A 23,960-nucleotide genomic window follows, 5' to 3' on the forward strand; every position below is an offset into this window, starting at 1 on the left:
GTCTCTTGTCCCGGAGACGGCTGGTTTTGTTTGTGGTCAATCCTTTTTCTCAAACAAATACAAATACTCCCCGTATCCTTCTTTTTCCAGATCTTCTTTAGGGATAAATCGAAGCGCCGCAGAATTGATGCAGTACCGGAGGCCGGTCGGAGCGGGGCCATCCTCAAACACATGCCCGAGATGAGAGTCCGCTTCTCTGCTTCTCACTTCGGTCCGGATCATCCCATGGCTGTAATCCGGCTTTTCCACGATCTGCTCCTCATGGAGCGGTTTCGTAAAGCTCGGCCATCCGCATCCGGAATCAAACTTGTCGAGCGAACTGAACAACGGTTCACCGGAAACGATGTCCACATAAATGCCTTCCCGCCGGTTATCCCAAAACTCGTTGCGGAAAGGAGGCTCCGTCCCGTTTTTCTGTGTGACCTCAAACTGAAGTGGGGTGAGGTGCTTTTTTCTTACTTCCTGTTCCGCCCGGCTGAAACGGCTTTTTTTCATATCTTTTTCCAAGAATGATCCCTCCGAGAATCAGCTGAAATCAAAACGATCTGCTCCCCGATCTTGCCCTTTCACCGCTTTGTTTATATTGATGTTCATTTTATTCACATATTATCAATTCATCAAGATCAAATCATCACGGGCTTCTGCGGCGCAGAGACGGGGAAAGGTTTTTTCCAGCGCTCCGGATATCGCCTGAAACAGACTGTCAAAAAAATTCATGTTCTGGTAGACTCGTTTGCCTTGATGTGTGAAACTTATAAATAAACGAAGCAAACCGGAGAGGGATGTGGTGTGAAACATGTTTGCACTTGACGGGATTCTGTATCGGATTTGCACATGGATCTATCATTTCGCTTATTTAAACCTTCTGTTTCTCTTTTCATGTTTGCCTGTGATTACCATTTTTCCGGCTACTGCTGCCATGTTTGGGGTAGTCAGAAAATGGATCAAGGGAGAGGAGCCTCCCATCTTCACCACGTACCGCAAACTATTTGCGGAAAATTTCAAACAGAGTATGATTGCCGGGATTGTTTTATCTTCCATTGCCTTAATCTTGATTGCAGATTTTTATTTTCTTGTGCATCATAAATCTTCCCTTAATCAGCTGATCTTCATCATGCTCTGTTTTGCATGCATGCTTTACATTTCGACAGCACTCTCCATCTATCCGTTAATGGTTAACAACTATCTAACGACCAAACAACTGCTGATCAATGCTTTTAAAATAGGATTTTATAAGCCTTTTTACACCTTTGCCAATATCATCCTGACTGGGATCGTTTTCTTTATTTCCTTACGATATCCTTTTATCCTCTTTTTCTTCTGCTTCAGCCTGTGTGCATGGATCACCTACTGGTTTGCGGATCGAAAATTTGCTCACCTCCTGAACCCGAAAAATGCAACCAAACACAGCGATTCAACGAGCACAGGGTGAAAAGATGAATCAGAAAATGGGTTGAAGAACCTGATAACATCGCAGATCATTGAAGACAGGGTTGACGAACATAAAACCCGGCCAGTATTTGGACCGGGCTCCATGCTTAAATGATGCCTAATTTTTTACCTGCCTGTTCGAATGCGTGGAGACAAGTTTCCAATTCTTCTTTGGTGTGGACGGCAGTTACGATGGTGCGAACGCGGGCTTTGCCTTTTGGCACTGTGGGGTAAGCAATTCCCTGTGCATAAACGCCTTCTTCAAACAATTGGTCGGATAGTTGCATCGCCAGTGCACCTTCGCCAACGATCACAGGGGTGACGGGCGTTTCGCTCTTGCCGGTCTCAAATCCCAGTGCGGTTAAGCCTTCTTTGAAGAAACGGGTGTTTTCCCATAAACGATCGATTCGTTCCGGCTCTTCCAGCAACACATCCAGAGCCGCATGACAAGCAGCTGTTACGGCCGGTGGATGGGAAGTGCTGAACAAGAACGGACGAGCACGATGAATCAAATAATCCCGCAGCACTTGTGGCCCGGCCACATAACCGCCTAAGACGCCGATTGCTTTTGAGAGAGTGCCGACCTGAATATGAACACGGCCATGAAGCCCGAAATGATCCACCGTACCACGGCCGTTTTTCCCCAGAACACCGCTGGCATGGGCGTCGTCGACCATGACCAGCGCATCGTATTTCTCACAAAGTTCCACAATCTCCGGGAGAGGGGCGATATCTCCATCCATACTGAAGACCCCGTCGGTAACGACGAGGCGGACACGGGCATTTTGCGTTTCTTTCAGTGCTTTCTCCAGATCATCAGGATCGGAGTGTTTGTAAATGCGGCGGTTCGCTTTGGTCAAACGGATACCGTCAATGATGCTCGCATGGTTTAGCTCATCGCTGATGACTACATCCTGATCGGTCAGAATCGAAGAAATGACGCCCACGTTGGCGGTGAAACCGGATTGGAACACAAGGGCAGCTTCTGTATGCTTAAATTCGGCCAGCCGTTGTTCAAATGTTTCATGCATGGAAAAGGTTCCGGCAATCGTTCGAACAGATCCGGTTCCTGCACCATATTTTTCAACTGCCTCCAGGGCCGTTTTTTTTAAGCGGGGATGAGTGGTTAAACCAAGATAGTTGTTGGAAGAAAGCTGAATAACTTCTTTGCCGCGGATGATTACCTTGGACCCCTGCTCCGACTCAAGAACGGTTAAAGGGCGGAAAGTTCCTGCTGTTTTCCATTCCTGAATCTCTTGTTCCAGATGGGAAAATCCATTCACGTGCGGTCACCCCTATTGAAACCATGAAAGTAAAATGGCGCTTTCCTACTATCTTCCGCAAGTTTGACACAGATCATTCCTCTATTCTTCCAACAAATATCCGTGCCAAATGGAGAAGCATTGGCGGGCGGAACAATGAACACGGTTCCGGTGTCCAGCAGGAGTGACCGCACGGGTTTTGAAATCCATTTCCACCGTCCTATTTAAAAAGCCCTGAACGGGTTTGCCAATCTCGTAAATTGGATGATCCTTTTTTTAAGGCAAAAACGTTACTTCTCCATTCCGGAGTGAACCGATCTCTGCCAGTGATTCTATCCGAATCCCCGACTCACGCAGCTTTTGGCCTCCTTGTTGAAACGATTTTTCGATCACGATTCCCAATCCGACCACTTTGGCTCCGGCTTGTTTGACCAAATCGATCAGACCCTCCGCTGCTTGTCCATTAGCTAAAAAATCATCGATAATCAGGACCCGGTCATCAAAGCTCAAATAATCCCTGGAAATCGTAATGGTATTTATTTCTTGTTTGGTAAAGGAAAAAACTTTCGTCTCATAAACATTTTGTCTGAGTGTCAGTGATTTTCTTTTTCTCGCGAAAATCAAGGGGACCCCCAGCTCGAGAGCAGCCATCAGTGCCGGAGCAATGCCTGACGATTCAATGGTTAAAACTTTTGTAATCTTTTCATCCGCAAAGCGCCTGGCAAACTCAGCCCCAATCTCCTTCATCAACACCGGATCCAGTTGATGGTTTAAAAAAGCATCCACTTTTAAAATCTCATCGGAAAGAACTTTTCCTTCTGCAACGATTTTCTCCTTCAGCAATTTCAAAGTAGCTCTCCTCCCATATTTCCCTGATGCTTAAACCAATGCGAAAATAAAAGAGCTCAGCTAGACTCACACGATCGGATGAGTGAGTTCTGCTGAGCTTTTATGAAAAGGGTTGTATTATCCTCAACAAACAAGCAAGGAAGCCAATCAGACGCGTCCTTGCCTGACCCACTCATAGTCGAACTATTTACGGTAGTCCGGTAGAGACTCGTAAGCCATATCCTTACGATTATATGAGCTAAGTCTTTAATATTCGGTTTATGGGTTGATTATAACTCAATTTCACTACCTGAAAAAGCATATGCCTTGAAATTGTAAAAACCTCTGCGGATCAATTGAATGGGAAAGCTTTAGTTTCAACAGATTTAAACATGAACAAATATCGAACATCATCGAACCGGATCACCTTTGGTCGGCGGTTATGGGCCCAAGCGCAGTCTGGTGATCAGACCCATTTTATAGTCTTAAATCATAATGGAAAGACCTGTCTCCGCAACAATGGAAGATGCAAACACAGATCGTGCCTCTTGTTGAATCGATTTTGGATCATAATCAGGATATAAATGAGTCAGCAGCAATTTTTTTGCACGCAGGTCCAGGGCTGCTTCGGCTGCCTGTCTCGCCGAGAGATGACCTGTGGGTTGGGAAGGCAAGTCTTTATGAAGATAAGTTGCTTCACACACGAACAAATCCGGCGAATCGGCCATTCGCGTCCAATTCGTTTTGGGGCCGGAATCCGCTCCGTATAAAAGGATGCGTTGATCCTCTTTGATCTTCATCGCATAACACGGAATGGCATGGTCGGTTCGGTAAAAGGAAAATTTCAGGTTTCCCAGGGAGGCTTCTGTTCCTTCTTCCATCACATGTTTTTCAATATACCGGTCGTAACTTAACTTGGAGTACCAGTGAGCAGGTTCGGCGGGAGCCCACACCGGGAGCGGAACAGCCCGTTTCTTCTGCTTGATTGCGGTCATGATGGCGTACTGAAGAACGAAAAAGTCGGAAATATGGTCGTGATGAAGATGAGAGAGAAAAACGGCATCCAAATCGTAGAGCGGCATTTTTTTCGCCAATTGGGCCAACACCCCGCTGCCGCAATCGATTAAGATTCGTTTCCCGTCAGCTTCCAGCAAATATCCGGGTGTAGCTCCGCCAGGTCCGGGAAATGGAGAATGGCAACCCAAAACGGTCCAGCGCATCGAAAACCCTCCTATGCTTATGTATAAAAAGCCACTCCCTGCAAACGGAAGTGGCCAGACATCCTGTTTTATTATGCAAATTCTGCTACCAGTTTATCAAATTGTTCTCTGGTGAGCATGATATCTTGTTTGCTGAGCGGCGTTTCTTTAAAGCCTTTGATCATATCTTCGTAAGGCTTCCGCTCTTTGTTTTGATAAATGATTCCCGTAACCAGACCGTTGTTCTCCATCAGTTTTTGCATCGCCATGGAACGGTCGGCAGGATCATAATTCGGATCATCATCCAGATTGACGAGATGTTCTTTAAACCAGTCATAGGTGTTGATTTTGTTGTAAGTGACACAAGGGCTGTATACGTTGATCAGCGAGAAGCCTTTATGCTTGATTCCTTCTTCAATGACATGGGTCAATTGTTTCAAATCGCTGGATACGGATTGTGCGACAAAGCCCGCTCCCACGGTCAGCGCCATTTCCATCGGGTTGATCGCTGCTTCGATGGACCCGTGTGGCGTGCTCTTCGTTTTGAAGCCCATCTCACTCCGCGGAGAAGTCTGCCCTTTTGTCAAACCATACACCTGGTTATCCATCACGATATAGGTGATATCCACGTTACGGCGAATCGCGTGGATGGTGTGAGCCATACCGATGGCGAATCCATCACCGTCTCCCCCTGCGGCAATCACAGTCAGACCGCGGTTGGCCAATTTCAACCCCTGGGCAATCGGTAATGCGCGTCCATGAACCCCGTGAAAACCATAAGCATTCACGTAGCCGGAAATCCGACCGGAACAACCGATTCCCGATACGATGGCGACATCATGCGGTTCCAAACCGACATTGGCAAAAGCACGCTGCATGGCGGCCAACACGGAGAAGTCACCACAACCCGGACACCAATTCGGCTTCACTTTGTTGCGGAAATCTTTAAATGTGGCCATGAACAAACAGCTCCTTACATTGTTTGTAGATTTCGGACGGCAGGAATGGGTTTCCGTCGTATTTTCCGATGTGAACCAGTTTTTCTGCCATTCCAACGTGCATCTTGATCAAATTGGTGAGTTGTCCGGTTGCATTGTTTTCTACAACGATCACTTTTTTCGCTTTTTTCATCTGTTCGGCCATAATATCGGTCGGGAACGGTAACACTTGGCGCACATGCGCATGGTTTACCTTCATTCCTTCTGCTTCCAGACGTTCCATCGCTTCATGGATGGTTCCGCGGGTTGAACAGAAACCAACAATCAAAAGATCTGCTTCTTCGTGTTTGGCATCGAGGAAGACAGGCTCCTCAAATTGGATTCCGTTTGCCAATTTAGACAACCGTTTATCCATCATTTTCTTACGGTTAACCGGGTTTTCAGAAGGACGGCCGGTTTGATCATGTTCCACACCTGTTACATGGTGCAGACCGTTTTTCTTACCCGGAAGAACCCGGCGGGAAATCCCATCCGGTGTAAACTCATAGCGGGGGAATAATTCCGAGTTTTCAAGTTCAGGCAGTTCTTCATCGTCCAAAACCAATTTGCCGCGGTCGATTTTGATTCGATCATAATCGAGCGGCTCTACCGTCTGTTTACCCAGAGAAAGCGCCAAGTCGGACAGAATGATGACAGGGCATTGGTATTGTTCGGCCAGGTTGAAGGCTTGAATTGTGTCGTAGAAACACTCTTCCGCCGTACTTGGGGCAATGACGATTTTTGGAATTTCCCCGTGTGTGCTGTACAGCATGGCCAACAGGTCACTTTGCTCCTGTTTGGTCGGCAGACCCGTGCTTGGGCCCCCGCGCTGGGTGTTGACAATCACTGCCGGTGTTTCAGTCATCCCCGCCAAACCAATGGCTTCAGTCATCAAGGAAAGACCCGGTCCGGCCGATGCGGTCAAAGCGCGTACGCCCCCGTAGTTGGCACCGATCACCATCGTAATGGCAGCGATTTCATCCTCGGTTTGTACTACAGTGCCACCAAACTCCGGCAGCCTTTTAATGAGATATTCCATGATTTCGGAGGAGGGGGTAATCGGATAAGCGGCCATCAATCTGGCTCCCGCTGCGACCGCGCCCAGTGCGATGGCATCATTGCCGATCATGTACAAACGTTTTTTGCCGTCTGAAGGCTCCAGTTTAAAGTTGGAAATATCTCCGACTTCCGAGATCACGAACTCCACACCGCGTGAGATCGCTTCCATATTTTTATCCACGATTTTTTGGCCTTTTCTTGCAAATCTTTCTTCAATGACTTCCTGGAACGCATCGACGGAGATGCCTAACAGCGCCGCGGAAGCGCCGACAGCCACCATGTTTTTCATCTGGGCCATGCCCACTTCTTCAGCGATCTTGGTAAATGGTACAGCAAGAAGACGTGCGGAAATACCTTCAGGCACTGCTGGATTAAATTTAGCGTCAGCAAGGATAATTCCGCCCTCAATCAATTCAAAGGCATTGAGGTCAATCGTTTCTTGGTCGAATGCAACAAGAATATCCAGCTCGTCGGAAATGGAGCGGACCGGGCTTGTGCTGATTCGAATTTTTGTGTTTGAATGACCTCCCTTAATCCGAGAGGAAAAATGTCTGTACCCATATAGATAATACCCTTTGCGATTGAGTGCCGTTGCCAGTATTTCACCAGCACTGTCAATACCTTCCCCTTGCTGTCCGCCCACTTTCCACGAAAGCTGCTTGATCATGAACTCATCTCCTTTAATACTCCCACACAACTAACACGATGATTTAAAATGGTTTATTGGCTATATCGGCTCTTCACAAAGCGAAGGAAAAAATCGGATTTGTGGCGAGTCGATAGATTTATCATGTATTAATTCTAGTCCTCTGCAAGGTAAAAAGCAACCGTTATATCTCCCTTATCCTTTGATTTTCTTCTTTTTTTATCCGATAGAACCCTTATGTGCACATAAACCCTATTTTGCTTCTGTTTTTTTAACGTTTTGTGAAGCTAGGTGCTTAGAATAAAATTGATATCCGTTATCCCAGGCCCATTTTCTGACCAAGGTTTCCGGATATCGCATCAATAACGCGTCGATCAGATTGTTCAGTTGACCGGCATTTTCAAGTTGGGCAATCTTATCATGTATTCCATCAAAGTCGGAACCAAAGATCAGGTGGTTCTCCCCGCCCAGTTCGCAAATATGTTCAATATGCTTGATCAGATGGTCAATCCTTGCTTCGGTATGCGGAAAATGAACAAAGTAAGGTACATAAGTAAGGCCGATGAGTCCGTTTTTTTGGATCAACGCTTTAATCTGTTCATCTTCGAGATTGCGGACATGCGGACAAATGGCCCGGCTGTTGGAATGAGAAGCGATTACCGGTAAATCAGGGTGTTCCATTACTTCCCAAAATCCCTTGACCGACAGGTGGGAAACATCGAGCACCATCCCCAACCGGCTCATTTCTTCGATGACCTGGCGGCCGAAGCGGGTCAGTCCCCCGCCCCGTTCTTCTTTGATCCCGTCCGCCGCTTCATTGGCATGGTTCCAAGTCAGGCCCATCTGACGAACTCCCAAGCGGTAAAACGTCCGCAAAAACCGGAGGTCCCCCTGAAGAGCATCCGCTCCTTCCAGCGACAGGAGGGCACCGATCCGGGTGGGCGAACACTCACTCAGTTGCTCACCTGAGGTAACAAGAAACACCTTTTGCCCGTTTTGAATGACTTTTTCATAAAAATCGTCAATTTGCTTGATGGCCGCCTCAAACCTTTGCCCAACCGGAACTTTGTCCGGAACCCAAACGGCAAAGGTCTGGAATACGATTTTCGACTTCTCCAGGTTTTCATAAGTAACGTCCAACCCGGAATCCGTGTCATAAAAAGAGATTCCGGGATTTAACCACATTTTATATAAAACATCGCAGTGAGCATCCATCACCAGCATGTTTTTTCCTCCCAATAAAAGAAAAACCTGTCTATAAGCATAAACAGGTTTTTCAAATATATTGCTCCACTCTTAACGAGGTTCCACGATCAACTTGATAGCGGTTCGCTCTTCACCATCGATGACGATATCGGTAAAGGCCGGGATGCAAATCAAGTCGATCCCGCTCGGCGCAACAAATCCTCGTGCGATTGCAACCGCTTTAACAGCTTGATTAAGCGCTCCTGCACCGATGGCTTGCATCTCGGCTTGGCCGCGTTCACGCAAGACTCCGGCGAGTGCACCTGCGACAGAATTCGGATTGGATTTTGCTGAAACTTTTAATACTTCCATGAAGGTACCTCCTCGATGGTTGGAGTGAGTCCACTTTTATCCTATTCGACCATCTCATAAAAATTCCTTCTACTTCACACAGATACGAATGAAAAATCAGAAAGAAAATTATTTTATAATTAACTGATTAACGGTGTGTCCTCGTCAATGCGAATTCTCTTCAAATGCTTTGCTTTTTTGGTCTGTTTGTCTATATCGATCAGCACGGCATTAAATTGGCACCTGCCTTTTGCCACCGAAAAGCGGACAGGCATCTGCGTCAAAAAACGCTTGATGATCGCGCTTCGCTCCATGCCGATGATTCCGTCATACGGTCCCACCATTCCCACATCGGTCAAATAACCTGTTCCTTTGGACAGGATTCGTTCGTCGGCCGTTTGCACATGCGTATGCGTCCCGACAACCGCTGACACCCTCCCGTCCAAATACCACGCCAATGCCTGTTTTTCTGATGTGGTCTCCGCATGAAAATCAACCAAGATGCAGGAATCGGTCGGGACCTGCTCTAAAATTTCATCCATCTTTCGAAAAGGACAGTCAAGGGGAGCCATGAAAGTTCTGCCCATCAGATTGATGACGGTTAACTTCCCGGCTTGTGTCGGAATCACGGTAAAACCTTGCCCCGGCGTACCGACAGGAAAATTGGCCGGACGGACGATTCCCTGTTCTTCATCGATAAAATCGAACACTTCCGCTTGCCCCCAGGCATGATTGCCAAGTGTAATGCAATGAACACCCAATTCGAACATTTCCCTTGCGATCGCCTTTCCAATCCCCCGGCCGTTGCCAGCGGCATTTTCACCGTTGACCACAATGGCATCAGGTGAATACAGTTTATTCAGTTTGGGGAGATACACAGACATGGTCTTAAGTCCAAGAGAGCCGACGACATCACCGATCATCAATATTCTCATACAGTATATTATCCTCCAACCTACTTGCTGCTAAAAAAATAAAGTGGCCAAAGGCCACTTTATTTTGCATATTCCACACATCGTGTTTCCCGGATGACCGTCACTTTGATATGGCCGGGATAATCCAGTTGGTTTTCGATTTGTTTTGTGATTTCTCTGGCCAAACGGCTCGATTCGGCATCATCCACTTCATCCGGCTTGACGATAATCCGGCATTCACGCCCTGCCTGAATGGCATATGATTTTTCAACGCCATCGAAGGATTCGCAGATTTCTTCCAGTTTCTCAAGACGTTTGATATATGCTTCCAGCGTTTCGCGCCGTGCTCCGGGACGTGCTGCCGAGAGCGCGTCTGCGGCCCGGACCAGTACCGCAATGACACTTGTAGCTTCCACGTCACCGTGATGAGAAGCAATACTGTTGATCACGACTGGATGCTCATTATACTTTTTAGCCAACTCCACCCCGATATCGACATGTGAGCCTTCGATTTCGTGGTCGATGGCTTTCCCGATATCGTGAAGAAGGCCTGCCCTCTTGGCCAGATGAATATCTTCACCCAGTTCAGCGGCCATTAAGCCAGCGAGATGGGCGACCTCCATCGAATGCTTCAACACGTTTTGCCCATAGCTGGTACGGAATTTCAAACGGCCTACAATCTTTATCAAGTCAGGATGCAAGCCGTGCACACCCGTCTCAAATGTGGCCTGTTCTCCATACTCACGGATGCGCTCGTCCACATCCCGCCGTGATTTTTCAACCATCTCTTCAATGCGCGCCGGATGAATCCGGCCATCTGCGACCAGTTTTTCCAACGCGACACGTGCCACTTCTCGACGAATGGGGTCAAAACCGGATAAAATGACCGCTTCGGGAGTATCATCAATGATGAGATCAATTCCGGTAAGCGTTTCAAGGGTGCGGATATTTCGTCCTTCACGTCCGATAATCCGCCCTTTCATCTCATCATTGGGAAGCGTGACAACAGAGACGGTCGTTTCCGCCACATGATCAGCCGCACAGCGCTGAATGGCCAGAGACAAGATATTGCGGGCACGCTTGTCTCCTTCTTCAATGGCCTGCTGTTCCATCTCTTTGATGATTTGTGCCGTCTCATGGCGCATCTCTTTTTCCACTTTGGCCAGAATCAATTGTCTCGCCTCATCGGTTGTGAGGCCGGAAATCCGTTCCATCTCTTTCATTTGTTCCTGGTATAGCTGGTCAATCTTCTCTTCTTGAAGCTCGATTTGCTTTTCCCGATGATTTAACGCTTCATCCCGCTTCTCAAGAGCATGCTGTTTCCGTTCAAGCGACTCTTCTTTCTGACTGAGCCGGCGTTCTATTCTCTGCAATTCATTTCGCTGTTCACGAATCTCTTTTTCCGCTTCGCTGCGGAGACGATGCGCTTCATCCCGCGCTTCGAAGACTTTTTCCTTCTTCAAAGCTTCCGCTTCTTTTTCCGCTTTCTCGATGATGGCGGCCGCTTCTTTTTCAGCGCTGCCAATGCGGGCTTCCGCTGTCATTTTGCGGATCCGGTAACCCGCTGCGATGCCGATTCCCAGAGAGGCAAACAGCAGAATGATGTGAGTCAGTCCAAAAGACATCGTCCATTGCTCACCCCCTCTGCTTTTTTATTTAAAAAACAAGACCGATGAACTCGGTCTTCTCTCGTTCGTCCCTCAAATTATTGCTATACCAGGTGAAGGCTGGAAAAGCCCAGCGGAAATACATTTCCTCATTGTTTCAGAAAACCAAAAACATGGAACCAGAGGTATCTCTGTCGTTGAAAATGCAAAGATACAGTACAATTGTATTATTTAATGAAACCCATTGTCAAGATTCGTTCTCCCGTTCAGGGAAACCGGATTTTTTAATCAGTGCTGCTTGGAACATTTGGAGCATAAAAAAGCACATGCCACCCCGTTTATCCATTCCTGCGGTGGCTCAATTGCACTTCGGACTTGCCCCCGGATAACCGGACATGATAGGCAAGATCGGCTGACTCAGTCAAATGAGTGTTATGGGTGACCAAAATAATTTGACGTCCAAACGTTTCCCCCACTGATTTTAAAAACTCAATCATGGGAACGATATAATCCTCGCTGACATGCTTGCCCGGTTCATCCAGAATGATCGGTCCCTTCAGCCGGGGCTTGATCGTTTCGATTAAAGCGATGCGCAAAGCAAGGGAAACGATATCGACAATTCCTCCGCCACGGGAATCCTGCGGTTTGTTCTTGACCGTCTGCCCCTCCCATTCGGTGACCACATAAAACTCGGCCGTAGGATTGCCGCCATGGTCGGATAGTTCGATCTCGAAGCGGAATGCGGAACCGAAAACATATTGCAACGCATTGGTAACAAGCGTCTCCAGTTGCTGCTTGGCCTGAGTCCGGGCATGGTCAGAGGAAAGCTGAAACAACAGGCGAACTTTATCCAACAGATCCCGTTCCGCATTGCAGGCCTGCCATCTTTCCTCCACTTCCCTTAACTGTTGCAAATGAAGTTCCCTGGCCGCTTTTCTGCTGACCAATTCATTCCTGGCTGCTTTTAAAGCATCTTCCAGCTCGGCAAAAGAATCAGTCCGATCCATTCGGTCTTCTCAGCTCCTGGGGCAGCAGGCTCCACGCCTTGTCCAGCTCTTCATTGATCTCTTTTTCCAACCGGGCAATCTCTTCTTGCAGTTGATCCGGCTCGACGCCAAGCTCCTTTGTCTCCCTCAGGATCTCTTCTTCTTGTCTCTCCAAGCTTTCCAATTTGGCTTCCGCTTTAAACAGATCGTTTCTTGCCTTCTCCAGTTGCACCTTCAACAGCTTAATCTTCTCTTCCAGCTGCTGCATGCGACTCCCCTCCCCGATATTCTTCCATGATATGTTGAATCACGGATGAATTGATTCGCGACCCGCAGGTCGGACATTTCTCCAGTCTGATGAGCAACTCCGCCCATGTGTCTGTTAAACTGGCCATCTCTTTTTCCTTTTCTTTGCAGAATTGTTTTCCCTTGTCTATTCGCCAGCTCACATCCGTCCGCTTTTCATAAACGGCTTTCAGCTTGCGGAGTCGTTCCGCTTTTTGCTCCAATCCGGGAAGGATGGTAGCCAACAACTCGGGAACTTCCCTATTGACAAGAATGACGTGCTTGATTTTCTGTTTTTCCCGCTGAATCGTTGTCCATTTTCCGTTTAATTGGATGAGCTGTTGTCGGCGCACCATCTGACTCTGCAGCTTTTCAATCGTTTCGGCCGTTTCCGGAATGCGGGCAAGTTTGTCAAGTGTCTCTTTTTCCCGCTTTCTTTGCCTGTCAAGTTCATCCCGCCTGGATTTGATCCTGCGCAATTGAACAAGCCTTTCTTGTTTGAATTCCAGGGAAACGAGGTGTTCGTTCACTTGCGGCAGCGCTTGCGATTTTTCTATGATTTCCAGACAAATTTCCTTCCCGGCCCGGACTCTTTCTCTTTGCTCCCGGAGCCTCGCAAGCTGACGGTAGAGAAGATGTTTACGTTCCAGTTCTGACAACAACCGGTCCGCATCCGGGATGTTTTGCAGCTCTTGGACGACCCGGAGACAGACTTCCTGCTCCCTGCGAACAGCCTCAAGTTTATCAAAAAGCTGCTTCAGTCGCTCCACTTTTTCCTTCTTTGCCCTGCTCTCTCGGTAACACGCTTCCGCCTGCTGCAATGCTTGTTCCAGTATGGACAGATTCTCATAAGGCTTTAATTTTTCCTTTAATTGTTCCGCCTGCCGTTCCAGATATTTGATCTCATTGTTGACCGTTTGCCGGTCGCTGCCCGTTTTTTTCAATGCGTTGTCAATGAGATGAGCGCCGCTGATCCGGCCGATGATTTTCGCCTTGTTTTGGGCCGATTCAAACAACAAAAAAGGGCTCTCCAGCTGGGTTCCAAAGTGTACATAGATCTCCTTTTGATCCAGCTTGACCGGCTGAATCCGGTGAGCTTCCGCAATCTCCGGTGGAACCCCGGTCCCCCACCCTTCAAAAATTTTCTCCTCGCCGTCAGGTGTTCTTAAAATATACCGGTTGACCGAAGCTCCCCTGACCCGGATCACTTCCGTCCCGTCGGTGAGCGTCAGACTGACGCGGCACTTGCCGGCTCCGGTTCGGATGAAATCCGTTCCCCTGGGCTGATTGAACAACACCCAGCGCAAAGCCCGCAAAATCGCACTTTTTCCACTGTCGGACGGGCCGACAAAGACATTTAAACCCTGCGAAAAATCAATCTCCGTGTGCACATGGGACTGAAAGTTTTCGATCACCAGTTTTTTGAAGCAGTTCACTACACGGCCTCCCCTTCTGCTTCCTGTTCGATGGCAATCCGCCTTTGCGCTTCAAACTTCACTTCGTCCTCGATTCCCTCCAACCGGGAAATTTCATCTATAATGTCGAGCACATCAATTCCCTGAAAATCCCCTGCCTCCCGAACCTGCTGCACAAACGAGGCCAGTTTTTCCTGGCGGTAAGCCGCTTTCTCAATATACGAACGATCCAGCACCGTTTCCCCTTTAGCCGCACACTTCAATGGGACGAGCCGGATATGTATCGCCTCTCCTAAATCGATGAGAGCCACCTGAGGCATCCGGTTGATCTCCGAGGGATGATTATTGATGCGGGCAAGTGCACCGGGATTGACAATATACCGGCCATTCTTGTGCTGAACAGGAAATCCGGCATGGTAATGGCCTGTGAGCAGGATATCCACGCTCTCACTCCACACCTGATCCACCATCGTATAAGCCACGCCGTCGGGCAGTGCTTTGTCCACCAACATGCCATGAACCATATGAATGCAGTATTTTGCACCGATTTCATTTTTCACCGCATAGTCGAGGGCAGGATCCCGCTTATCCAGATCATAGTGGAACGGCTGTCCGCTCAGTTGCACGACAAGGCCGTCTTTCTCCAATCGGACCTTTTCCCCTTCGCGAAGCAGCTCCAACGTCCCGAAGGCATCCAGCAGGCCCAGCATCGTCCGGTCAATGGTCGAAGGGTTGTGGCCATACATATCATGGTTTCCTGCGATCGCATAAATAGGGGCGCGAAAATGCCGGAACAGATGGGCAAACTCCCGCACGACAGCTGGGGAAAGGTTGGGGCGGTCAAAAATATCCCCTCCGTGCAGAACAACATCGACTTGTTCACGGTCGGCAATTTCGATGACTTCTTTTAACTTTTGCCGAATCGTTTCTTGAAAATCATCCGTACGACTGCGCGGCGACGTTCCCCGGATATGGGTATCGGTCAGATACAGCAAACGCATTAAAGATTCTCCTTTTCCTGCTTATGGCGCGATCGAAAATCATTCAAGACCCAACAGGCGATCTCGGTTGAATACCCTTGGCGGAGCAAGTATTGCCCAAGCTTCCGTTCCACCTTCGGCCACGGTTCATGACAAATACGAAGATAGCGCCGTTCGGCAATTTCCATTGCCAGCTGGCGCTCCTCTTCTTCATCCGTATGAGCCAATGCCTCGTCAATCCACTTTGAAGCAATTCCCTTTCTCGCCAGTTCCCGTCTCATTCTCAGCGGACCGTGGCCTTTGCTGTTCCGCTTTTCCCGAACCCAGACATAAGCATACTCGCGATCATCCAAAAATCCTTGCTGCTCTAGCTCATGGATCACTCTTTCCGCATTCTCTTCACTATATCCCTTTCCGGCGAGATATTGCTTCACTTCCAGGCAGGTACGGGGTCTGTAACTCAGATAGCGAAGAGCGGCCAGGCGCACTTTGTTGTACTCTTCCGCCGTGAGCAGTTCCCGGATTTGCTCCTGATCGACAGCCATTCCCTTATACAGCCGGTATTTGACGAGCACATCTTCATGGACGGAAAAAAGGTATTCTTCATTCACATAAATACGGTATCTTTTCGCGGCGCCTGAAGGTTTTTCGATCCGGGTGATGAAGTTTGTCTTCATCTTTGCTCACCCACTTCTTATCAGACGTCGGGATTAGAGATCCAGCGAAGGTTCCTCCAGCAGAGCTTCTTTTTCCTTGGCCTTTTTAGATTTCTTTTCAGCCTTTTCAGGAGCCGCTTTTTTTGGTTCCGAAGTTTCAGCTTCGAGAAGCGGAAGGCTGAAATGGGTACGAATCCGGTTCTCGATTTTCAGGCACACTTCCGGATGTTCCTTCAGGAACTGTTTGGCATTCTCCCGTCCCTGGCCCAAGCGTTCTCCTTCAAATGAGTACCATGCGCCGCTTTTGTTTACAATGTCCAGCTCGCTCGCGATGTCGAGGGCGCTTCCTTCTCTCGAGATCCCTTCCCCGAACATGATGTCAACATCTGCCGCTTTGAAAGGAGGGGCCACTTTATTTTTGACGACTTTGATTTTGGTTCGGTTTCCAATCATGTCGTTTCCTTGCTTAATCGTTTCCGCACGGCGCACCTCAAGGCGAATGCTGGAATAGAATTTCAAGGCGCGTCCCCCCGGGGTTGTTTCCGGGTTTCCAAACATCACGCCTACTTTTTCGCGAATTTGGTTAATGAAAATCGCAATGGTTCTCGATTTATTGATCGCACCGGACAGCTTCCGCAAAGCCTGGGACATGAGGCGTGCTTGCAGGCCCACATGCGAATCGCCCATTTCTCCCTCGATTTCTGCTTTTGGCACCAAGGCTGCAACCGAGTCGATCACGATGATGTCAACCGCTCCGCTGCGAACCAGCGCCTCCGCGATCTCCAGCGCTTGCTCCCCCGTGTCCGGCTGGGACAAAAGCAATTCTGAGATGTCCACTCCCAAATTGCGTGCATAGACGGGGTCAAGCGCGTGCTCGGCATCAATAAAAGCGGCTTGGCCGCCCCTCTTTTGCACTTCGGCAATCGCATGCAGGGCAACCGTCGTCTTACCTGAAGATTCCGGGCCATATACTTCGATGATTCGTCCACGCGGGTATCCGCCTACCCCGAGCGCGATATCTAAAGCCAGCGCACCGCTGGATACCGTTTCTACTTGCGGGCTTGTTTCTTCCCCCAATTTCATGATCGAGCCTTTGCCAAATTGCTTTTCTATTTGTCTAAGTGCCATTTCCAACGCCTGACGACGATCTGACATGCACGTTCCTCCTTTTTTCTCCCATCAATCAGCTATCAACATCATACATTTTTTTCTCCTGTCTGCCAAGATCATTTACGAACATTTATTCGATAAATTTTTCAAGTTACTGGATTCCGTCCCGCCGGAGCGGAGCGAGAGCCGCTGCCAGGTCCGGATTTCTTAGGGAGGATGGATGTTTGTGAATCCGGATTGGTGGTAGATGTAAAGGAAAGGGGGAGTAAAACGATGGACAAAGAGAAAATGAAAGCGGAAATCATGAAACAATTGGAAGAGGTGAATGACCCCGAGCTCAATATCGACATCGTCAACCTGGGCCTTGTCTACGGAGTGGATCTCGATGACGAGGGGAATGTTCAGATCACCATGACTTTGACGGCGATGGGTTGCCCGCTCGCAGGCATGATCAACGGTTTGGTGACGGATGCAGTGAAAAAAGTGGACGGCGTCAAAGACGTACAAGTGAATATCGTGTGGAATCCCCCGTGGGATAAAAGCCGTATGTCCCGTTATGCCAAGATTGCCCTCGGGATCAGCGACTGACACTCCTACGGCTAAACCACTTCAGCAAAAAACCGAGCCTTCGGAAAGTTTCCGGGGCTCGGTTTTTTTTGCCGGATCAAACTTTGTTGCGCGGGCGGGCGGGCTCCATATTGACCCGGGCTCCGTTTATTTTGGACTGGCGCAGGGCCTCATACACGAAAGGCGCTACATCCTCGGGTACCTCCACAAAGGAGAAGCGGTCATAGATATTGATTCTGCCTACTTGGCGTAAAGAGATCCCGGAATTCTCAGAAATAGCCTTGGCAAGCTCCTGCGGGCGAAGATTGGCATTGCGGCCCACATTGATAAAGAAGCGAACCATTCCCGGAGAAGCACCTGTTTCACCAAAGTTGTACGTGGCATCGATGTTTTTGGCAAACCGTTCGGAAAAAGCCAGGTAGAGTGCGGCTGCAGCCACTTTTTCCGGCGAGAACTTCTCATTCAGCTGCTCGATCATATCCTCGAACAATGAAAAATCTGCGTCTGATCGAATCGTTTCTTCAATTTGCGCCATCCATGTCTGCTGCTGCTTCGCGGCTACTTCCTCCAAAGTGGGAAGTTCGCGGGCTTTCAAGCGCGCACCCGTCTCTTCTTCAATGGTGCGCAATTGTTTCATTTCCCTTGGTGTGACGAGAGTGAGCGCAAATCCCTTCCGTCCGGCACGGCCGGTACGTCCGATCCGATGAACATAACTTTCCACATCTTGCGGAATATCGTAGTTGATGACATGGGATACGCTTCCCACGTCAATTCCGCGGGCGGCCACGTCTGTAGCCACCAACAACTCTATTTCTCCGTTGCGGAAAGCATTCATCACGCGGTCCCGCTGCTGTTGTGCCAGGTCCCCGTGCAATCCTCCGGCTAAATATCCTCTCGCCTGCAAGGCTTCCGTCAATTCATCGACCCCTTTTTTGGTGCGGCAGAAAACGATGGATAAGTCCACTTCCTCACTGTCGAGAATACGACAAAGCGCCTCTACTTTAAAATTTTCCAACACGCGATAATAATACTGTTTGATGATCGGAACGGTGACTTCACCCCGATTGACGGTAATATATTTCGGCTTCCGCATATACTTTTGCGCCAACTGACGGATCGCCGGCGGCATGGTAGCCGAAAACAAGAGCAATTGCCGCTGACCGGGCAGGAACCGGAACACTTCTTCAATGTCGTCGATAAATCCCATGTCAAGCATTTCATCTGCTTCGTCCAGGACCACCATCTCTACCGAGTCCACTTTTAACGTTCCCCGGCGCAGATGATCCAGGAGTCGCCCCGGGGTTCCGATGACCACATGAATTCCTTGTTGCAAGGCTTTAATCTGTCTGCCGATCGATTGCCCCCCGTATATGGGCAACGTTTTGACCCTTTTGGGCCGGCCGATGCGACGCAGTTCTTCAGACACTTGAATAGCCAGCTCCCGGGTCGGGGCGAGAATGATCGCTTGCACTTCATTCAGCGTCGGATCTACTCTTTCTAAAACCGGAATTCCAAAAGCAGCCGTCTTACCCGTGCCGGTCTGTGCCTGACCGATCACGTCCTCTCCGCGCAATACGGCAGGAATACACTCAGCTTGAATCGGAGATGGTTCTTCAAACCCCAGGTCCTGAATCCCTCTTAAGATTTCGGGGCTCAATTGAAACTGATCAAAACGAGTCATGTTGTGGTTTCACCTTTCTTTAATCGTTGCTGAAGGATGAATAATGCGTGCTTTGCCGCCAGAAGCTGAATCCGCCCACGCGAGCCCTTAAGAGCCAATTGGTAGACACGAGTGGGTCTTCCCGCTTCAGCCAATCCGATATAAACTCGGCCCACCGGTTTTCCATCCGCCGAATCCGGCCCTGCCACACCCGTAATGCTGATTGCAAAGTCGGATTGAAACTTGTGCATCGCCTCTGAAGCCATGGATTCAGCAGCAGCCGGACTGATGGCGCCATGTTCATCAAGAATGTCGGCGGGTACATCCAGCATGCGATTTTTGACCTCATCGGTATATGAGACAATCCCGCCTTTGAGCACAAGACTGCATCCAGGTACGGTAGACAGCAAATGGCTGAGCAGTCCGCCTGTACAACTCTCTGCAAAGCTGACAGTCCGCTGTCGGCCGCGCAAGAGAGAGACAACAACTTCTTCCAGGGACTCTTCATTTTCACTAAAACAGTATTCCCCCACGCGCTCCAAAATTTTGGCTTTAACGGGTGCGATCAAATCATGTGCCGCTTGTTCATGTTTTGCCTTGGCTGTTAACCGTAGAGTAACCCCGGCTTCCTTCGCATAAGGGGCAATCGTCGGGTTGGATTGATTCTCTATGAAGTCCTTTAAGCGCTCTTCCAGCAGAGATTCACCAATCCCGAAGAAGGAGAGAGTGCGGGAAACAATGACCTCATTTCCCGGCAATAGATCGATGAGAAACGGACGTATGCTATTTTCAAACATCGGAATCAATTCCTTGGGGGGGCCAGGCATCAACACATATGTAACGCCATTTTTGCTGACAGCCAAACCAGGAGCCGTTCCATTCAAATTGACAAAGACATCCCCATCCGGAAAAACATAGGTTTGTTTATAATTATTTTGCGGCATCTGCTGACTGCGTCCGTCAAAATATTTTTCCAGACGGGCGACAACATCCGGATCCTGAACCAGCTGAATCCCCAAAACATCAGCCAATGTCTCTTTCGTCAAATCATCCATCGTAGGACCCAGGCCACCGCATACCAAGACGAGGTCAGAACGGGAACCGGCTAAGCGAAAAACCTCCGACAATCTCCGGACATTATCGCCGACAGAAGTATGATAATATACATCGATACCTAGAGCAGAACACTCACGGGACAAGTAGGAAGAATGAGTATCCACCGTCTGCCCGAGCAAGAGTTCCGTTCCGACTGTAATGATCTCCGCGCGCATCAAACCTTTCCTTTCTCCTCACCTTAAGTACAATCCTACGGTTTGGTCAATGAAACGATTTTTCTGTTTTTATAAAAATAGTCCAATCCGGATATGACCGTAATCAACACCGCCAGCCAGGTAGCTATATATGCGAAGGGAAAAGGGATCGTTGAAAAAGGAACGTTGTTTAACATCAGGGAAACAATCGCGATGATTTGGATGATGGTCTTCAATTTCCCGAGCGGGCTGGCTGCAATCACATATCCTTCCGCCGCCGCGATCAATCGAAGTCCTGTTACGGCAAATTCCCGACTGATGATCACGATGGCGATCCAGGCATCGAGCCGTTGCAGTTCGACCAGCGAAACCAGTGCAGCTGTAATCAACAATTTATCTGCTAAGGGGTCCAAAAATTTCCCCAGGTTTGTCACGATTTTATTCTTACGCGCAATATAACCATCCAGGCCATCGGTCACCGCCGCCAAGATGAAGACAACAGTGGCGATTAATTCGTTCACATTCAACTTGACTTTTCCCACTTCAATATAGCCGATATCAAATTGTACCAATAAAAAAATCATCACAACTGGTACAAGGAAAATGCGGGCCAGCGTAATTTTGTTGGCCAAGTTCACCTCAACCAACCTCCCTGGCAAAGTAAAAATGGAGTCTATGGTGGTCTATTCCCCATATTTCATGTTCTCCCCACAAATGCGTTCGTCTTTTGCTTACACGGACTCCGCGAATCCGTGCAAACATTGGAATGTCCCATTTTAGCCGCAAGTTTTCTTTTTCAGCATGCCTGATTTTTTCATTTGCCACATTGCTCTCTCCAGATCCGAAACGTCGATCATCCAATCCTTTCGTAAGTATAAACCAAGCGGAACGGGCATGTCAAAAAGAGCAGGGTTGAATTGCCCTGCTCTTTTCTCAGTCTGTTAACTTTAATTGATATATATGAACCTCTTTTTGTTCCGCGGTATCGATCTTTACTCCATTGACGAACAGATTGACATAATTGGGGTGATCGACACGAAGGGAAATCCATTTTTCATGAGTAAAGGTTTCTGTTTTCCCTGGGGTCAATTTTTTCTCGGCCAGTATTTTTCCGGTCGGTCCGTCAGCACGGACGCGGATTTCGGTCGGTTTCACGGCTGTCAGTTTTAGCTCCACGCGGTCGGCGTTCTTTATCCCGTACACATCTCCGTACTTATAAGTTTCGGAGGGTTGAAGCAAACTGACCGTCGGCCTGGATTGTATTTGGGGAGCGGGAGATGGCGAACTCGCAGGCGGCTTGGATTCCACCGTCTGGGCGGCCGGTTCTTCCTGATCCAGAAACAGCCAGGTGATGAAAGTAACAAGGAGCAGACAGACGATTCCTCCTCCCCAGACCAGCCACTTTTTTGGGGGCAGCGGGATGCGAAATTGCCGTTGCGACCGATTTTGCGCATGCCTCTCCCTTCGGCTTAAAGCAATGGGTGAAACATTTTCCTGTGGTGTTTTTTCTACGGGGTTACGAAAATTTCTATACTCATGCAAAACAGGGTTGGGATCTACCCCCAGATAATTGGCATAAGTTCGTATAAATTCCTGAGCAAACATAAGATCCGGCAAAGCAGAAAAATCACCTTTTTCAATTGCTTCCAAATACTGGGGTTGGATATTCATTTCCCCGGCAATTTCTTCAATACTCAAATTTCTGCTTTGCCGCGCTTTTTTCAACTGATCCGCAGCAGAATTGGACATGTAAATCTGGTACCTCCTGTTGCATGATAAGGCAAAACATTCAACTCTTACAGTATAGCCTAGAAACAAAAGTACAGTCAAAAAGCAAGCAAGCCCGATTGAGGGCTTGCTCAGTCCGTCTTTTTAATATGGATCCAATTAGCTGTATTGACCGCTTGGCCGTTGACCGAAACGATGACGTTTTGTGGTTTGCCTAATAAAATATATACTTCTGGCGAGTTGTCAAATTGATAAGTGTAAGTCCAGGTGTAACCTTTTGTAACCGTCCGGTCTTCAATGTAATCTTTTTGATCCTGTAAATTCATGTTGTCTCTGATCTGCACCCAGGATCCTCCGCCGGTTCCTTTGATGGCAATTTTAATTTGGTCCGCTCCGCTCAGATGATAATGATTGATTTTTTGAGCTTGTTCCACCAGCTTTAAGGTACCTGTGGGTTGTCCACCTGCGGGCTGCTCCGGTTGACCTTGACTGGTTTTTGGAGATTCGTCCGCCGGTGTCGAAGCCTTTGGCGGATTGCCCGCGTTTTTTTCATCATCGCCGAGGAAGTTCATGGCCCCCCACACGAGTGGAACCAGAACGGCAACCCCTGCGACGGTCATCCATACATAGCGCAGTTTTGCAGATTTGGTTTTTCCCGATTTGTTTGCTGCTTTCCGCCCCTTGACGGCTTTCCGGCTCAATGTTTGGACACGGGAAACCCCTTCCGGAACAAAGCCTTTATCCTCATCCGCACTCTCGAAAGATGCACGGCTGGGTACCACAGGGGGAATCGATCCGGAAAGGTCCTTTCTCACCCTGGACATCCTTGATAATGAGTCCTGATTGACAGAAGGGATCGGGGGACTCACTTTTTGTGACTCTCTCGACCGGCGGGAAAGCCCCCCGGTTCCCGGCTCGCGCACGGTCTCATGCTGCGGGTGAACCGTGGGTTCAGGATGAGGACGAACCGGCCCTGAAGGAGGCGCATCCTCAGCCAGAGACGGACGAGGAGGATTGGTCCGCATGAGATTGCCTGCCCGTTGATACCCTAAATTCCGGCGCGCCAATTCTTTATCTTTTCTGGATAAATCATCGGCTGGTTCGTTGGAAGACTTGGCGATCGTCAAAGCTGTATTTAAGCTTGTCCTGTTTCTCGGGGCATTGGGGAAGGTTTGAGTTTGGGATACAGTTTTCTGCGGTCCCGTTACCACCGGATTCCTTCCCGTCTTTTGCAAGGGCAATCTTTTTGTCTGCTCTAAATCTTTTTCATCGATTGCTTTATGTACTCCGGTTAACCCACGCTCAGCCTGCTCTGCTTTCCGGTATTGCCTCAATATGTGATGTGGTTCCACTTTTACGCAATTGGCATAAGAGCGCAAATAGGTTCTGACATAAAACGGACTTGGCAGTTTATGGAATTCACCGTTTTCGATTGCGACCAAAAACGATTTTTGAATTTTCGTTTTTTCCTGTAATTGATCTAGGGAAAGTCCAATCGACTCACGGGCTTGTCGAAGATAGGATCCAATTTCGACAAACACCCCGGTCACCTCCTGCAAGGCTGTTCAAATCCCGCTGAAAAAGCCGGTAAAGCGGGAACGATCTCCAACCTGATCATTTCTGTATTTCTTTTCTGTATTTCTTTCCTCGCCCAAATCGGGATTATTTTCGTGATCACCCTTGTCTGAGGTTATCATAAAGTGGCATGCACGGTCCATCAAATGATCAAATTGTCCGATTCCAAAAAAATTCCAATTAGAATGTCAGGATAGCAAGCATCCCTACCCTGATGACATGCTGAAGGCAAGCCTTGATTTCCGGCTTCCCGCATGTTGTGTACTGCTCATCCCCACGTCGGATCACA

22 protein-coding genes, 1 pseudogene and 1 riboswitch are annotated in these 23,960 nt (G+C 48.6%); of the genes and pseudogenes, 2 read left to right on the top strand and 21 right to left on the bottom strand.

The features are described 5' to 3' along the window. Positions 1-36: 36 nt before the first annotated feature. A pseudogene (gene msrB / locus BMW55_RS12930) lies at positions 37-453 on the bottom strand (peptide-methionine (R)-S-oxide reductase MsrB); the annotation flags it as partial. A gap of 343 nt (positions 454-796) precedes the next feature. Between msrB and BMW55_RS12940 the strand changes: the two are divergent. Beyond that, the gene (locus BMW55_RS12940; protein WP_089969948.1) at positions 797-1,432 is read left to right on the top strand and encodes a YesL family protein; all 636 of its coding nucleotides are present in this window, start codon (positions 797-799) and stop codon (positions 1,430-1,432) included. 106 nt (positions 1,433-1,538) lie between these two features. On the opposite strand, the gene BMW55_RS12945 is transcribed toward BMW55_RS12940, so the two are convergent. From BMW55_RS12945 to recA, 15 genes are all read right to left on the bottom strand, one after another. Beyond that, the gene (locus BMW55_RS12945; protein ID WP_089969951.1) at positions 1,539-2,714 is read right to left on the bottom strand and encodes a glycine C-acetyltransferase; all 1,176 of its coding nucleotides are present in this window, start codon (positions 2,712-2,714) and stop codon (positions 1,539-1,541) included. 255 nt (positions 2,715-2,969) lie between these two features. Then, on the bottom strand, positions 2,970-3,542 hold the full coding sequence (locus BMW55_RS12950; RefSeq protein ID WP_089969953.1) for a xanthine phosphoribosyltransferase: 573 nt from the start codon (positions 3,540-3,542) through the stop codon (positions 2,970-2,972). Positions 3,543-3,697: 155 nt separating this feature from the next. Then, positions 3,698-3,799, bottom strand: a riboswitch (purine riboswitch). 207 nt (positions 3,800-4,006) lie between these two features. Beyond that, positions 4,007-4,741 carry an MBL fold metallo-hydrolase gene (locus BMW55_RS12955; protein WP_089969957.1) on the bottom strand — a complete coding sequence of 245 codons (735 nt, stop codon included), beginning with the start codon at positions 4,739-4,741 and terminating at the stop codon, positions 4,007-4,009. 71 nt (positions 4,742-4,812) lie between these two features. Then, entirely contained in the window at positions 4,813-5,679 is an 867-nt protein-coding gene (locus tag BMW55_RS12960; protein WP_089969960.1) for a 2-oxoacid:ferredoxin oxidoreductase subunit beta, read from the bottom strand. Further along, positions 5,666-7,423, bottom strand: a complete 1,758-nt coding sequence (locus BMW55_RS12965; protein ID WP_089969962.1) for a 2-oxoacid:acceptor oxidoreductase subunit alpha — start codon at positions 7,421-7,423, stop codon at positions 5,666-5,668. The genes BMW55_RS12960 and BMW55_RS12965 overlap by 14 nt, the downstream gene beginning before the upstream one ends. 231 nt (positions 7,424-7,654) lie before the next feature. Further along, the gene (locus BMW55_RS12970) at positions 7,655-8,626 is read right to left on the bottom strand and encodes a dipeptidase (RefSeq protein WP_089969964.1); all 972 of its coding nucleotides are present in this window, start codon (positions 8,624-8,626) and stop codon (positions 7,655-7,657) included. Positions 8,627-8,698: 72 nt separating this feature from the next. Then, positions 8,699-8,959, bottom strand: coding sequence for a stage V sporulation protein S (locus BMW55_RS12975; RefSeq protein ID WP_022737614.1), 261 nt, complete (start codon positions 8,957-8,959; stop codon positions 8,699-8,701). Between the two features lie 119 nt (positions 8,960-9,078). Next, the gene (locus BMW55_RS12980; RefSeq protein ID WP_089969965.1) at positions 9,079-9,873 is read right to left on the bottom strand and encodes a TIGR00282 family metallophosphoesterase; all 795 of its coding nucleotides are present in this window, start codon (positions 9,871-9,873) and stop codon (positions 9,079-9,081) included. A gap of 59 nt (positions 9,874-9,932) precedes the next feature. Beyond that, on the bottom strand, positions 9,933-11,477 hold the full coding sequence (gene rny, locus BMW55_RS12985) for a ribonuclease Y (RefSeq protein WP_089969968.1): 1,545 nt from the start codon (positions 11,475-11,477) through the stop codon (positions 9,933-9,935). A gap of 320 nt (positions 11,478-11,797) precedes the next feature. Further along, on the bottom strand, positions 11,798-12,466 hold the full coding sequence (locus BMW55_RS12990; protein WP_089969971.1) for an ATPase: 669 nt from the start codon (positions 12,464-12,466) through the stop codon (positions 11,798-11,800). After that, complete coding sequence (locus BMW55_RS12995; RefSeq protein ID WP_089969974.1) at positions 12,453-12,713, bottom strand: hypothetical protein; 261 nt, start codon at positions 12,711-12,713, stop codon at positions 12,453-12,455. Before BMW55_RS12995 ends, BMW55_RS12990 begins: the two co-directional genes overlap by 14 nt. After that, complete coding sequence (locus tag BMW55_RS13000) at positions 12,688-14,166, bottom strand: AAA family ATPase (RefSeq protein ID WP_089969976.1); 1,479 nt, start codon at positions 14,164-14,166, stop codon at positions 12,688-12,690. Before BMW55_RS13000 ends, BMW55_RS12995 begins: the two co-directional genes overlap by 26 nt. Continuing rightward, a complete protein-coding gene (locus BMW55_RS13005) occupies positions 14,166-15,146 on the bottom strand; it encodes a metallophosphoesterase family protein (protein ID WP_089969978.1) in 981 nt (326 codons plus the stop codon). Before BMW55_RS13005 ends, BMW55_RS13000 begins: the two co-directional genes overlap by 1 nt. Further along, positions 15,146-15,802: a RecX family transcriptional regulator gene (locus tag BMW55_RS13010; protein ID WP_089969981.1), complete on the bottom strand. Its 657-nt coding sequence runs from the start codon at positions 15,800-15,802 to the stop codon at positions 15,146-15,148. Before BMW55_RS13010 ends, BMW55_RS13005 begins: the two co-directional genes overlap by 1 nt. A gap of 33 nt (positions 15,803-15,835) precedes the next feature. Further along, complete coding sequence (gene recA / locus BMW55_RS13015; protein ID WP_089969983.1) at positions 15,836-16,936, bottom strand: recombinase RecA; 1,101 nt, start codon at positions 16,934-16,936, stop codon at positions 15,836-15,838. A 228-nt stretch (positions 16,937-17,164) separates the two neighbouring features. On the opposite strand from recA, the gene BMW55_RS13020 reads away from it, so the two are divergent. Beyond that, entirely contained in the window at positions 17,165-17,479 is a 315-nt protein-coding gene (locus BMW55_RS13020; RefSeq protein WP_089970096.1) for a metal-sulfur cluster assembly factor, read from the top strand. 76 nt (positions 17,480-17,555) lie between these two features. On the opposite strand, the gene BMW55_RS13025 is transcribed toward BMW55_RS13020, so the two are convergent. From BMW55_RS13025 to BMW55_RS13050, 5 genes are all read right to left on the bottom strand, one after another. Further along, entirely contained in the window at positions 17,556-19,139 is a 1,584-nt protein-coding gene (locus BMW55_RS13025) for a DEAD/DEAH box helicase (protein ID WP_089969986.1), read from the bottom strand. Then, positions 19,136-20,389 carry a competence/damage-inducible protein A gene (locus BMW55_RS13030; RefSeq protein WP_089969987.1) on the bottom strand — a complete coding sequence of 418 codons (1,254 nt, stop codon included), beginning with the start codon at positions 20,387-20,389 and terminating at the stop codon, positions 19,136-19,138. Before BMW55_RS13030 ends, BMW55_RS13025 begins: the two co-directional genes overlap by 4 nt. 35 nt (positions 20,390-20,424) lie before the next feature. After that, on the bottom strand, positions 20,425-21,006 hold the full coding sequence (gene pgsA / locus BMW55_RS13035) for a CDP-diacylglycerol--glycerol-3-phosphate 3-phosphatidyltransferase (RefSeq protein WP_089969990.1): 582 nt from the start codon (positions 21,004-21,006) through the stop codon (positions 20,425-20,427). Positions 21,007-21,301: 295 nt separating this feature from the next. After that, the gene (locus BMW55_RS13045; protein ID WP_089969994.1) at positions 21,302-22,117 is read right to left on the bottom strand and encodes a RodZ domain-containing protein; all 816 of its coding nucleotides are present in this window, start codon (positions 22,115-22,117) and stop codon (positions 21,302-21,304) included. A gap of 110 nt (positions 22,118-22,227) precedes the next feature. Beyond that, positions 22,228-23,637, bottom strand: coding sequence for a helix-turn-helix domain-containing protein (locus BMW55_RS13050; protein WP_170839923.1), 1,410 nt, complete (start codon positions 23,635-23,637; stop codon positions 22,228-22,230). Positions 23,638-23,960: the final 323 nt, after the last annotated feature.

Origin of the sequence: Lihuaxuella thermophila, assembly GCF_900110165.1 — a bacterium.
Classification (GTDB): Bacteria; Bacillota; Bacilli; order Thermoactinomycetales; family Thermoactinomycetaceae; genus Lihuaxuella; species Lihuaxuella thermophila.

Bases quoted from the DNA above. Each gene is read 5' to 3' on its own strand.
- BMW55_RS13025 (WP_089969986.1), bottom strand. From the start codon at position 19,139: ATGACTCGTTTTGATCAGTTTCAATTGAGCCCCGAAATCTTAAGAGGG.
- recA (WP_089969983.1), bottom strand. From the start codon at position 16,936: ATGTCAGATCGTCGTCAGGCGTTGGAAATGGCACTTAGACAAATAGAA.
- BMW55_RS13020 (WP_089970096.1), top strand. From the start codon at position 17,165: ATGGACAAAGAGAAAATGAAAGCGGAAATCATGAAACAATTGGAAGAG.
- BMW55_RS12970 (WP_089969964.1), bottom strand. From the start codon at position 8,626: ATGCTGGTGATGGATGCTCACTGCGATGTTTTATATAAAATGTGGTTA.
- BMW55_RS12995 (WP_089969974.1), bottom strand. From the start codon at position 12,713: ATGCAGCAGCTGGAAGAGAAGATTAAGCTGTTGAAGGTGCAACTGGAG.
- BMW55_RS12960 (WP_089969960.1), bottom strand. From the start codon at position 5,679: ATGGCCACATTTAAAGATTTCCGCAACAAAGTGAAGCCGAATTGGTGT.
- BMW55_RS12965 (WP_089969962.1), bottom strand. From the start codon at position 7,423: ATGATCAAGCAGCTTTCGTGGAAAGTGGGCGGACAGCAAGGGGAAGGT.
- BMW55_RS12940 (WP_089969948.1), top strand. From the start codon at position 797: ATGTTTGCACTTGACGGGATTCTGTATCGGATTTGCACATGGATCTAT.
- BMW55_RS12975 (WP_022737614.1), bottom strand. From the start codon at position 8,959: ATGGAAGTATTAAAAGTTTCAGCAAAATCCAATCCGAATTCTGTCGCA.
- BMW55_RS13045 (WP_089969994.1), bottom strand. From the start codon at position 22,117: ATGTCCAATTCTGCTGCGGATCAGTTGAAAAAAGCGCGGCAAAGCAGA.
- BMW55_RS12955 (WP_089969957.1), bottom strand. From the start codon at position 4,741: ATGCGCTGGACCGTTTTGGGTTGCCATTCTCCATTTCCCGGACCTGGC.
- BMW55_RS12980 (WP_089969965.1), bottom strand. From the start codon at position 9,873: ATGAGAATATTGATGATCGGTGATGTCGTCGGCTCTCTTGGACTTAAG.
- BMW55_RS12990 (WP_089969971.1), bottom strand. From the start codon at position 12,466: ATGGATCGGACTGATTCTTTTGCCGAGCTGGAAGATGCTTTAAAAGCA.
- BMW55_RS13030 (WP_089969987.1), bottom strand. From the start codon at position 20,389: ATGCGCGCGGAGATCATTACAGTCGGAACGGAACTCTTGCTCGGGCAG.
- BMW55_RS13010 (WP_089969981.1), bottom strand. From the start codon at position 15,802: ATGAAGACAAACTTCATCACCCGGATCGAAAAACCTTCAGGCGCCGCG.
- BMW55_RS13005 (WP_089969978.1), bottom strand. From the start codon at position 15,146: ATGCGTTTGCTGTATCTGACCGATACCCATATCCGGGGAACGTCGCCG.
- rny (WP_089969968.1), bottom strand. From the start codon at position 11,477: ATGTCTTTTGGACTGACTCACATCATTCTGCTGTTTGCCTCTCTGGGA.